This is a genomic window from uncultured Methanobrevibacter sp., assembly GCF_937906425.1.
Classification (GTDB): domain Archaea; phylum Methanobacteriota; class Methanobacteria; order Methanobacteriales; family Methanobacteriaceae; genus Methanobrevibacter.
Window position 1 is genome coordinate 1 of sequence record NZ_CALCYR010000107.1, and the last position, 11,513, is coordinate 11,513.

9 protein-coding genes are annotated in these 11,513 nt (G+C 30.4%); 3 read left to right on the forward strand and 6 right to left on the reverse strand.

Annotated features, from left to right (window positions below; all coding sequences use genetic code 11):
- Window positions 1-317: 317 nt before the first annotated feature.
- The 4 genes from Q0138_RS02805 to pseG form a co-directional block, all read right to left on the reverse strand.
- Complete coding sequence (locus tag Q0138_RS02805) at window positions 318-1,760, reverse strand: flippase (RefSeq protein ID WP_297980624.1); 1,443 nt, start codon at window positions 1,758-1,760, stop codon at window positions 318-320.
- A 132-nt stretch (window positions 1,761-1,892) separates the two neighbouring features.
- Window positions 1,893-3,491 (reverse strand): sialyltransferase, encoded by a 1,599-nt coding sequence (locus Q0138_RS02810; protein WP_297980627.1) that lies wholly within the window; start codon window positions 3,489-3,491, stop codon window positions 1,893-1,895.
- 135 nt (window positions 3,492-3,626) lie between these two features.
- On the reverse strand, window positions 3,627-4,697 hold the full coding sequence (locus Q0138_RS02815; protein WP_297980631.1) for an N-acetylneuraminate synthase family protein: 1,071 nt from the start codon (window positions 4,695-4,697) through the stop codon (window positions 3,627-3,629).
- Between the two features lie 176 nt (window positions 4,698-4,873).
- A complete protein-coding gene (gene pseG, locus Q0138_RS02820; protein ID WP_297980634.1) occupies window positions 4,874-6,604 on the reverse strand; it encodes a UDP-2,4-diacetamido-2,4,6-trideoxy-beta-L-altropyranose hydrolase in 1,731 nt (576 codons plus the stop codon).
- A 433-nt stretch (window positions 6,605-7,037) separates the two neighbouring features.
- Between pseG and hypD the strand changes: the two genes are divergently transcribed.
- The 3 genes from hypD to Q0138_RS02835 all read left to right on the forward strand — a co-directional run bounded on the left by hypD (window position 7,038) and on the right by Q0138_RS02835 (window position 10,407).
- Entirely contained in the window at window positions 7,038-8,081 is a 1,044-nt protein-coding gene (hypD, locus tag Q0138_RS02825) for a hydrogenase formation protein HypD (RefSeq protein ID WP_297980647.1), read from the forward strand.
- 210 nt (window positions 8,082-8,291) lie between these two features.
- Window positions 8,292-8,993: a phosphoglycolate phosphatase gene (locus Q0138_RS02830; protein WP_297980637.1), complete on the forward strand. Its 702-nt coding sequence runs from the start codon at window positions 8,292-8,294 to the stop codon at window positions 8,991-8,993.
- Between the two features lie 109 nt (window positions 8,994-9,102).
- The gene (locus Q0138_RS02835) at window positions 9,103-10,407 is read left to right on the forward strand and encodes a TldD/PmbA family protein (protein ID WP_297980639.1); all 1,305 of its coding nucleotides are present in this window, start codon (window positions 9,103-9,105) and stop codon (window positions 10,405-10,407) included.
- Between the two features lie 159 nt (window positions 10,408-10,566).
- On the opposite strand, the gene Q0138_RS02840 is transcribed toward Q0138_RS02835, so the two are convergent.
- Together Q0138_RS02840 and Q0138_RS02845 are read right to left on the reverse strand one after the other, a co-directional pair.
- Complete coding sequence (locus Q0138_RS02840; protein WP_297980642.1) at window positions 10,567-10,878, reverse strand: hypothetical protein; 312 nt, start codon at window positions 10,876-10,878, stop codon at window positions 10,567-10,569.
- 14 nt (window positions 10,879-10,892) lie between these two features.
- Window positions 10,893-11,360 carry a GyrI-like domain-containing protein gene (locus Q0138_RS02845; RefSeq protein ID WP_297980645.1) on the reverse strand — a complete coding sequence of 156 codons (468 nt, stop codon included), beginning with the start codon at window positions 11,358-11,360 and terminating at the stop codon, window positions 10,893-10,895.
- Window positions 11,361-11,513: the final 153 nt, after the last annotated feature.

Consider the following 11,513-nt stretch of genomic DNA (forward strand, 5'->3'; position numbering starts at 1 on the left):
ACATAATATATTATTTGTCAGTCATCTATAATAAAAGTTTGGTAAATTACTATAAAAACTTTTTTTTATTTTTTTTATTTTCTTTAACAATTCATTTAATATGAAAAACTTTTTTTTATTTTATTTTTTTACTATTTTTTGATTTATTAATTAAAATGTTTCTTCATTATTTTTTTTAAAATATTAAACTATAAATTTTAAATGCTATTTTTGGTTTGAGATATTAAATTATAAATTTTAAATCTTCTTTTGGTTTAACATATTAAACTATTTTTTAAAAAAATTATAATGTTAATTTAATCAATTTTAGCTATAATCTAATGAAGCAAATCTTTAAATATTGCAATTTCCTTTAATGTTATTCCTTTTAAAATAAACAATAATACGAAATATACAATTACTCCAACTGCTATGGATATCAAGACATTAAATATTCCAATTGGATGCATAATATAGACAACTGCTCCCATGATTGCTGATGCTAAGATAATCTTTGAAAGTTCTTTAATATTGAATGGAAGTCTCATGACCTTCTTACTGGCTATTGCTGTTACTGTAAATGCAATAATATATGAAATTAATGTAGCTATTGCAGCTCCTAAAATGTTCAGATAAGGTATGAGAAGGATGTTTAAACCTAAATTAACTATAGCAACGATTATCCATAGTTTTCCAAGAATCATTGTGTTTTTCTCAAGAATCAAAATATTGTTTGTTATTCCATACATTCCCATGAAAATTGCACCTAAGCATACAAATGGAGTTACCATATAACCTCCAAGGGCAATCTCTGGGGTTGTAATGATGTATAGGAGCGGTTTTGAAAGAACGCTCATTCCCACTGCTGCCGGAACTGTAAGGAGCATATAATATTTCATGGAATAGCTAAGGTATTTGTACACTTCATTGATATCTCCCTTTTCATAATGTTCTGGTAGCACTGCAGGCAGAAGAACTGCAAATGGGGATAAAAACATAAGTAAAATGCTTCCCAATGCATATCCTGGTGAATAGCATCCAACTGCTACAGATCCTATCAGTATTCCGATGACATACTTGTCACTTGAGTCAACAACCCAACTTGAGATATTGCTTGGAATTGTAGGGATTGCAAAGGCAAGCTGTTCCTTTAGATTGGACCATTTTCCAATTCCAATTCCTAAATGTCTTACAATTAAAAATGCCATCATTATAAATACTGCAGCATATCCTGTTAAAAGACCTAAAACAACTGTTTCAATATTGTATCCTGCATAGGTAAGGTAAATGCTAACGAATACTCCAATATAACTTTGTAAAATAAGGAATATTGAATATCTTTTCATTTGTTGGAAAGTTCTAAAGTAACTTATAAGCATCAAGTTCATACATGCAAAGAAAGAGATTGCTGTTGTAATGTATAAAACCTGCATGCTTCCATTGAATAGGGCATCTGCTATTGCATTTCCAAAGATAAGGAACAATCCGCAAAGAATAAGTGTTGAAATAAATGTTAGGCTAATCATTGGATAGAAAGATTCCTTAATTTTTTCCTTGTCCTTTTCTGCAGACAGGAATCTTACCATTGTGTATGGAAGCCCTAAATTAGCTATGTTTGGAACAAGTGCGATTGTAGTGTTTACTTGAGCCCACATCCCATATTCTGCAGTGGTAAATGATTTTGTAATGATCGGGATGAATATGAGACTGCTGAGAGAAATTAGGATGTTTGTTAATCCTACAAGCCCTATTCTTTGTATAAATCGCACATAGTCGTTCATTTAATCACTTTGGTTCTTTGTAAGTAATGAATAATTTTTTAATTATTTGTAAGTATTATATTATTGTTTGTAAGCATTATATTGATTTTTATTTTAATTTATATTTTTATAATGTTTTTAATTTTTTTAATTTTACAATGATTTTAAAAAGTCCTTGTTAAAGTTTTTAAAGAAATAATCCTTATTGTACTCTTTAAATATTGTTTTTTCTTCTTCTTTTTCATATATCTCTTCTTTTTCATATATCTCTTCTTTTTCTTCTTTCTTCTCTTTTTTCTCTTTCTTTTCTTTATTTTCTTTTTCTTCTGTGATGTAATCCAGTAATTCTTCGCTGTTTTTGACTTTTTTAACTATGTCCTTTTCAATAAGGTCCTCAAGATATTCGATTCCCGGAACGTCTATTATGAAAGTTCTGCAATTGAATGCAAGGCCTTCATAGATTGCTGTTGAAAATGCTCCAATTTGATAATTGCTTCTTGCAAATAGTTCATATAAGGGAACTCTATTGTTGTCTATTACTTTAAAGTTGTCAAATTCATTTGTTGCCCTATTTAAGTATTCATAGTTCTCCTTCCAGTTTTCATATTCTCCCGGATGGAGTTTGTAAATAATCTTATAAGTATTGTTTGAGTCATTTTGGTCTTTATTTTTATTTTTATTTTTATTTTCTATCCTTTCTGCTAATTCATAAGCCATTTTTGAAAGGTATTTTCCAATGACTCCCTGTGAAATGAAAAGAATCTCATTTTTGTCTTTTTCATTATTTGAAATTTCCAAAAACTCTCTGGAGTTTTCCTCAAAGTAAGGAAATCCTATTGGAATGATTTTCTCTTTTTCTATTGGAAAATAGCTTGAACCTTTCCAGTAGTCACCAAAACTCAGTATTTTGTCTGGAAAATATTCAATTTCTTTTATTTCATTATTTGATTTTCTTGTATTTTCGGGATAGCTGTATCCCAAATGATAGGGGCTTATTGTTCCATGCTGAAGTTCAATGATTTCAACATTGGATTTTTTACATGCTGCCACTAATGCCTTGTTTTCATATGCAACTACAAGAAAAAGGAATTTCGGCTTTTTAATTTCCAATAATTCAATGTATTTTTTGTATTCATACTGAAAATTAAGAATGTGATCTTCAATAATTCTAAAAAGGTCTATTTCAATGGAAAAAATTGATGCTAATTCATTTTTTATTTTCTCTATAAACTCTCTTTCATCATCTGTAAAATTCAATTTTCCTCTATTTCTTGTTTTATGAATAAATGAGCCTAAAAGAATTCTGTCATTGAATTTAACATGATTTTCCTTGATGTTTTCCTTATTTCTAAAGTGCTGATTTAAGTAAGGTGCTTCTATTGTCTCAAAGGATAGCTTATTTTCATTCAGTATGCCCTTTAAAAAATAACTGTATATGTCCTGATATTCATTTTGAAAGAGAACCTTTCTCGGATGGTCGAAAATTAAAACATCTGCCTTTGATTTATTGCTTAAGGGATTGCTTAATAGGCTGTTTTTTATAAATGGCAGAAATGATTTAATTTTATCAGATAAGCTAAGGCTTGACTGTTGTGCAGATTCAAAAATATTTAGTTTACGGGTTATTTCGTAATATAAATACATTCTAATAAGTTGCCAAGGGTAGCAATCTTGAATTTCCTTATGATTCAATTCATATTTCTCTTCAAGCTGCCATATCTTTTGGCAAATCTCATTTACTGTAAAAGTCATGTTTTACGTCCTTAGCTATTTTTTTTGTTTTTTGATTAATTTTTAATTAAAATTTTTCAAATTTTTCATAGGTTTATTTTATCTATATTTTGATTTTAATTTATTGCTTTTTAAAAAATAAAATTAATGATTTAATCATTCCAGATATTTGTATTGGATTAATTCGTCTTCTGGAATGTCTGTTTTAGCCTTTTTGCCAATTATCTTAGAGATTTCGCTTGGTGAAACTCCAGTTCCAGGTCTTTTAAATGTAAGCATATCCTCTGTGATTTCCATTCCCTCTTTTATTTGGACATTTGCAACTATTGAACGCCTTGCCTGTTTTCTTGATTCACTTTCACATGGGAGCGGAACCTTATTGTATTGTCCATTGATGGTTTTGATAAGCTCTATGTTTTTATTGAACCTTCTGATGTCTTCTGGATCCATTCCATGATAATGGTCATTTCCCTGAAGTGTCTTGTCTAGTGTGTAATGCTTTTCAAGGATTGTAGCTCCATAAAGATAGGCTGTTGTCAGAATCAACATGTTTTCATCAGGTTTGGTATGATCTGAATATCCTATTTCATAATCAGGATACAAGTCCTTAAGATGCTTTATCATAAGAAGGTTTGCATCCTCATTTGCTGTTGGATAGGAGAGTACACAATGCATAATTCCTATTCCCGCTTCTTTATTTTTATATTTGTCATTGGACTCTTCTATTGTGTCTATTGCAAGTTTTATCTCCTCAAGATTTGAGGCTCCTGTTGAAATGATGATGTCTTTTCCCTTTTCAGCAATCTTTTTTATGAATGGAATATTTGTCAAATCTGAGGATGAAATTTTATAAACATCCATAAATTCATCAAGATAATCAATTGAATCAAAATCAAAAGGTGTAGATAGGAACAATATTCCTATTTCATTACAGTAATCTGCTATTTCTCTGTATTCCGCTTCTCCAAAGGAATCGAATTTCTTGAATAGTTCATATTGGGATTGTGTTGGTTCTTCATTTGTATCCCAATAGGCTGGAGAGTTTTTAGAAGCTATTGTATTTGCTTTATATGATTGAAATTTGACTGCATTACATCCTGCATCTTTAGCTTCCTTAACCATTAATTTAGCAGCTTCCATATTTGAAATCTTTTCTTTTTTAGCTATGTCGTAGTAGTTTACTCCAATTTCAGCTATTAAAAATGGTTCCTCATCGAATATGCTCATTATTTCACCTTTATTTGAATGTACTTGTAATAATCCTTATTTAATTAATTTTCTAAATAATTAAGTTTTGTTTTTTGTGTTTATTTATTTTTAAGGGTTTTATTTTGTTTTTTTTGTTAAGTTTTTTTGTGTTTATTTATTTTTAAGGGTTTTATTTTTTTGAGTTTATTTTAATTTTAAGACTCTAAATTATTTTGTTCTGCTTTCCATTCATTATAACCTTTTTTAATTAACTTTTTAATGTTGTCAAAGCCATGTTTTAGGTCTACTTCACCCATCCGCCTATTCATTTCACATCTTAATTCATAATTGTCTATTGTAGTTTCAAAACTTTCAATTATCTCTTCCTTGCTTATATCTTTTCCAAGACCTAAATTAATAAATCCATGTTCTATATTTCCAAAAATATGGCTTAATTCTCTTTGGTTTTGACAAAGGCATATGCATGGGACTCCAAGTGATGCTATTTCATACATTGTTCTTCCTGCAGATGTGAATATTAAATCAGCATCATGCATGTGTTCGCTCATGTTTTTCACGTTTTCATAGATTTCTATTCTGTCATTGTCCTTGTATTTTTCCTGTATTCCTTTTTTATTTGAATATCCAAGTCCTAAAATGATTTCTATATCATTTTCATACTTGCTTTCAAGGATTGCTTCAAGAACTTTTTCGGTAAGATTATTAGGATCTGTTCCTCCAAATGTAAGAAGAACCTTGTTTACATCATTTCTTATTTCCTTGAATTCCTGATAATAGAATTCATCCTTTAGAATATAATACTTATGTCCTGAATAAAGGTTTTTAAGAGGTATCTTATGTTCATAAAGTGCATCAAAGATTAAATGGGCGTATTTTACTCCTCCTCCAACATCCTCAAAGTCAACAATGTAAAATCCCTTGTCCCTAAGGGTTTTTGTGTATTTGGAATTGGTATTTAGAATGTCATTTATGATAATGTCCGGATTGTATTCGACTATCTTTTCAATAATCTCCTCTTTTCCCTTTTCATCAGCATCCTTGCCATTTCCTTTATCTGTATTGTGAGTTATGAAGGGATAATTGTTGTGTTTTACAATTTCAATTCCCAATGGCTTTGCCTCATCCAGAAGGAATATTACCTCATGGTTTACAAGTTTGGATGCAATTGATAATCCTCTGTAGATATGGCCTGTCCCTATTTCATGGGAGGCATCTGCCTTTATCAGGATTTTCTTTTTATTCAGGATTCTTTCAGCAACCCACCAGTCTTCGTAGTTGTCTATATCTATGCTTTCCTGTTTTGATATTTCAATAAGTCCAATATTTTCTCCAAGTCTTGTATTTTCCTTGATAAATTCTCTTTTACTTGCAAAGATACTTCCTGTTTCCTTATATGCCTTTGGAAGATATTGTCTATTTAACCTTTCCTTGTATAATGGATAATATTTTCTAATCTCCTCATCATAGCCCCAACTTAAGTGTCTGTCATCAACAACACTGATTATGGTGTCATAATATTCCTTTTCATCATTCGGGTTTAATAATTTTTCAATAGCCAAATCCAGGGTTTTTGTCTTAAGAAGTGGGGAGGTTGGTTGAACGGTAATTACAATATCATATTTTTCACATGTTCTTTTTTCCTTTTGAATTGTTGCATCATAGATTACAGGATCAAGTGGGATTGAGTCTTCTGCAAGTTTTCCATCCCTTTTGATTGTTTGCGCTCCAAATTTCTCTGCAATGAATTTTATTTCATTGTCATCTGTTGTAACGACTATATCATCCACATAATCTGAAGCCTGTGCCATTTCAATTGTATGTGCAATCAATGGCTTTTTACCAAGTAATCTTATGTTTTTACGCGGAATTCCTTTAGAACCTCCTCTTGCAGGAATAACTACTAAAATTTTATTGTTTTTATACATTTTAAGACCCTTTAGCTATTTTTGAAAGATATGAATTATGAATTTAAATTATTTTTCTATAAATAATATTTTTTTATATTCATTTGATGAATAAAAAATGAAAATTTATTATCCGGATTCTATTTTATAGAAAAATTTCTTATTTTGATTTTTATTTTTTAAAAAAATTTATTATCTTGATTCTATTTTATAAAAAAAATAAAAAAAATGTTTCATGATTAAAAAATATTATTAATTATAACAAACTAATAATAGTATATTGTTAATTAATATTAAGTTTTATTAATAATGGAATAATAAAAATTTAAATTTCTTTTTCCTTTATAATGGTTTTATATTGGTTTTGGGAAGATTTATTTAATTGAATTATAAAAATTCTTAATTTTATTAATATAAATTATAAAGAAAGATTTGTGGTGTGTGTATGACAAGTATGAAAGAGATGGCTGATACCTTACTTAAAAGAATTAATGATTTGGCTACTCCAGTTAAGATTATGCATGTTTGTGGTTCTCACGAACATACCATTATGGAACATGGCATAAGGTCTCTTCTTCCTCCTGAAGTTGAGATTGTGGCAGGTCCGGGTTGTCCGGTTTGTGTTGTTCCTTCAAGAGAAATTGATGAATGTTTGGAATTGATAGATAGGGGAGTGACTGTAACCACCTTTGGAGACATGTTAAGAGTTCCAGGTTCCAAAAGTTCTCTTGCTGAGGCAAAGGCTGAAGGTGCTGATGTAAGGGTTGTTTATGGTATTCCAAATGCTGTGGAAATTGCTCGCAAAACAGATAATGATGTTGTATTCATGTCTGCAGGTTTTGAAACAACCGCTCCTGCAACTGCATCTGAATTATTGTCCAAACCTCCTGAAAATTTCTCAATCATTTCATGTCATAGGTTGATTCCACCTGCAATTGATTATTTGATTAATTCTGGAGAAACCAACTTGAATGCTTTGATTGAACCTGGACACGTTTGTACAATTTTAGGCACTAAGCCATTTGAAAAATTCTCTACAGAGTACAATATTCCTCAAGCTGTGGCAGGTTTTAACCCATTGGATATTTTAATGTCTGTTTACATGATTTTAAGACAAATAAACAATGGCGAAGCCAGAATCGATAATGAATATAAACGTGCTGTAAGAGAAGAGGGTAATATTGTCGGTAAGGAAATGATGGATGAGGTTTTCCATGTAGAGAGTAGGGAATGGAGAGGTTTTCCAAAGATTCCTAATTCTATCCTTGAGGTAAATGATGAGTTTGCTGAATGGAATGCAAGGGAAAAATACGACATTGAGGTTAAGGATGTAACTGAAGCTCCAAAAGGTTGTATTTGCGGTCCTATCCTTAGGGGAATTGCTAAACCTACTGACTGTAAGCTATTTAGAAAGGCATGTAATCCTATGCATCCTATCGGTGCATGTATGGTAAGTAAGGAAGGAACCTGTAATATTGCTCATCGTTATAGTAGATAGTTAGAATCTTTTAGATTTGTTGTTTGTCGTTATGGGGGATAGTTAGAATCTTTTAGATTTGATTGATAATAATATATTGAATTGGATTTTATGGTTTATTTTAAAATTCTCAATTCTAACTTTAATAATTTTTCATTTTTCATTTTTCATTTTTCATTTTGATTAAGATTAGTAATTCTAAACTTTAATAATTTTTATGGTCTTGTAATTATGGTAAAGATTGAAGCAATTGCTGTAGATGTTGATGGAACCATTACAGATTCCAGAAGAAGAATCTGTAAAAGTGCCTTGGATGTTCTTCGTGAAGCTGAAGAGAGAGAAATTCCCGTTATCATAGCAACTGGAAATATTTCTCACTTTTCCTATGCTGTATCTACCTTGGTCGGTACCAGTGGCGGTTTGGTTTGTGAAAATGGTGGAGTTATTTATCAGGATGGATATAATAACAATGAAGTGATTGTTTTAGGAGATTTCAGCAAGGCTCAAAGAGCTTATGACTTCCTTTATGATAAGTTTGGTGAAGAAATTCCATTTAAGATAGTTGAGGATGCAGATGCTCGTGTTTCTGAAATTGCATTTTATAAGAATATGGATTCTGAACCATTAAAGGAATTATTGAAAGATTTTGACGTTAAGGTTTATGATAGTGGCTTTGCCCTTCACCTGACTGATCCTGATGTTGATAAGGGAAATGGCTTAAGGGAATTGGCTAAGCTGTTGGATTACAATATTGAAAACATTATGTGTATTGGAGACAGTGAAAACGACATTGAGTTTTTATCTGCCGGAGGATTTAAGGTGGCTGTTGGAAATGCATGTGATGAACTGAAGGAAATTGCAGATTACGTTTGTGAAAAGAACTATGGTGATGGTGTAAAAGAGGCTATTGAAAAGTTTGTTTTTAATGATTAGATTAATTCTAATTTTATTTTAATTGTTATAAAAGTTTGTTTTTAATGATTAGATTAGTTCTAATTTTATTTTATTGTCATTTTACCCAAATTTTGAATATGTGATATTTATGTTATATGGATATGCTGAAGAAGCTAAAAAAGAGATTTCCAAATATTCTGATGAGTTTGAAATTTATTTGGAACAATCTGACTTGTTGCAGTTAGATTCTCAAAAGACTGATTTGAATTTTGCAAAGGAAGAGTATAACATTGGTTTAGGTATAAGAGTTATCAAGGATGGAGCATTAGGTTTTGCCTATACTTCTGACATGAATGAAATAGCTAAAGTGGCTGAAGATGCCTATAATAATTCTAAGCTTAATGCAGTGGATGAAAACTTTTCATTTGCACTTGTTGAAAAATTGCCAAAGGTTAAAGGTGTTTTTGATAAGAAATTTAGACAATTGGACTTAAGTGAACTTACAGACAATCTTAAGGCTGTTTTAAATTGTGTTGAGGATAATGGTTGTCAGGCTACCTCTGGAGGATTTTCAGCGGCTGAAGGTGAAACCTTGATTGTAAATTCAAATGGGGTTGAGACCTTTGACAAATCAACCGGTTTTGCAATAGGCGTTTCCATTAATGCAGTGGATGGCAATGACTTGACAACTGCCTATGATTCAATTTCCTCATGTAATTATGATTTTGATGGAATTAAACTGGCTGAAGATGTTTGTACTCTTGCAAAAAGTTCTTTAGGCGGACAGCATATTGAAACTTCAGATAGGGATGTTGTTTTGGATTATCATGCAGCCGCCAGTTTGCTTTCAACATTCTTGAGCGGTTTCAATGCAGACAATGTTCAAAGGGGAAGGTCCCGTTTGGCAGGCCAAATCGGTGAAAAGATCATTACTGAAAACCTTTCAATTTATGATGATGCAACCATTGAAGCAGGATTAAACTCTGCAGTTGCTGATGATGAGGGAACCGCTTCCAAAAGGACTGTCTTGGTTGAGGATGGAATCCTGAAAGGATATTTGTATGACATTTACACTGCAAACAAGGATGATGTCTTAAGCACTTCCAACGGTTATAGGGGTTCATATGCCGGAACTCCTTCAGTAAGCTCTTCCAATTTATTGTTTGACTTTAAGGAAAATTATGAAATCGAAGACATTAATGATGGATTTTTGGTTACTGACGTTTTGGGAGCTCATACAGCTAATCCAATTACAGGTGACTTTTCAGTTGAGGCAAGCAATTCATTCCTGCTGAATAAAGGTGATAAAAAGCCTATTAAAAAGGCCATGATTTCAGGAAATATTTATGACTTGTTAAATAGTGCTGAAGCTGTCGGTTCTGAAATTAAGCAAAGAGGCTCTTTTATTATTCCTAAAGTTCTTTTTAAGAATCTTAGAGTGGTTGGGAATTAATTAGATGGGGTTTTGTTTTTTAATTCTATTTTTGCTTTTTTAAAAATGTGTAAAAATAGTGTTTAATTTCAGAATTCAAAAAAATAAATTAATAAAATAGATTAATGATTAAAAAAGAGGAAATTTGATTTATTTTAAAAAAAAGAATTTAAGCATGGTTTATTTAACCATACTTTTATAATGATTGTCTATTTTTTTACTCATTTCCTTTAATTTATTGTCCATCCTTTTTGTATCGTTTTTGGATGTGTTTTTAATTTTTTTATTTAACTCCTTTTCCTTTAATTCAATGTTCTTATTGAATTTTTTAGTTTTTTTATCAAAGGCGTCCTGGATAAAATTTTCTATATCGTCTTGGGATTTAAAGTCCTTGAAGTTTTTTTCAATAATTTTATCCACTTCTTTATTAAGCTCTTTTTCCTTTTCTTTTTTGGATTTCTTGGATTTTTTATCTTTTTCTTTTTTAGCCATGTTATCCCTTTAATCTACATTTTAATAACTGGTAATTGGATTTCAGTAATCATTTCATCTTCACTTTCAACTTCGTATTTGTTTTTAAGGTAAACTTCCTTCGGAGATCCGATAATGTCATATTTAAATTCTTCAGAATATTCTGCCATTGTGTTATAGGACTCTTGGATGTTTTCTATGCTTCCATAATGAATTCCGGATAAAACCTTGTGTTCAATGATTGTTACAATTCTGATTTCCTCGGTTTCATCAAGTTCCTGTTCCTTATTAATTGGGATTCCTAAATCGTAAACAACTTCATTTTCCTTTACGGTCCTTGGATTGTTGTAAAATATTGCAAATAAATCTCCATCAGTTTCAACTTCCTCTATTTCAATCCATCCTGTTAATTTTGAAATTAAAACTTCCATGTCATCCAAGGAACCTTTATAATTCATAATTGCAACTTTCTGATCAGGTATTGTTTTTTCTTGAATCTCCATTTTAATTCCTCTTTTATTGAATTGTCATATTATTTTTAGTTTTTAAATATTTATTTGGTTTTAAAATTTGTCATTAAATATTTTTAATTTAGTTTTAAAATTTGTCATTAAATATTTTTAATTTTTCTTTAATTTTTATTTTAAAATATTTTT

Excerpts from the sequence above, each read along its gene's own strand:
- Q0138_RS02830 (WP_297980637.1), top strand. The coding sequence starts at position 8,292 with ATGGTAAAGATTGAAGCAATTGCTGTAGATGTTGATGGAACCATTACA.
- pseG (WP_297980634.1), bottom strand. The coding sequence starts at position 6,604 with ATGTATAAAAACAATAAAATTTTAGTAGTTATTCCTGCAAGAGGAGGT.
- Q0138_RS02835 (WP_297980639.1), top strand. The coding sequence starts at position 9,103 with ATGTTATATGGATATGCTGAAGAAGCTAAAAAAGAGATTTCCAAATAT.
- Q0138_RS02815 (WP_297980631.1), bottom strand. The coding sequence starts at position 4,697 with ATGAGCATATTCGATGAGGAACCATTTTTAATAGCTGAAATTGGAGTA.
- Q0138_RS02810 (WP_297980627.1), bottom strand. The coding sequence starts at position 3,491 with ATGACTTTTACAGTAAATGAGATTTGCCAAAAGATATGGCAGCTTGAA.
- Q0138_RS02845 (WP_297980645.1), bottom strand. The coding sequence starts at position 11,360 with ATGGAGATTCAAGAAAAAACAATACCTGATCAGAAAGTTGCAATTATG.
- Q0138_RS02805 (WP_297980624.1), bottom strand. The coding sequence starts at position 1,760 with ATGAACGACTATGTGCGATTTATACAAAGAATAGGGCTTGTAGGATTA.
- hypD (WP_297980647.1), top strand. The coding sequence starts at position 7,038 with ATGAAAGAGATGGCTGATACCTTACTTAAAAGAATTAATGATTTGGCT.
- Q0138_RS02840 (WP_297980642.1), bottom strand. The coding sequence starts at position 10,878 with ATGGCTAAAAAAGAAAAAGATAAAAAATCCAAGAAATCCAAAAAAGAA.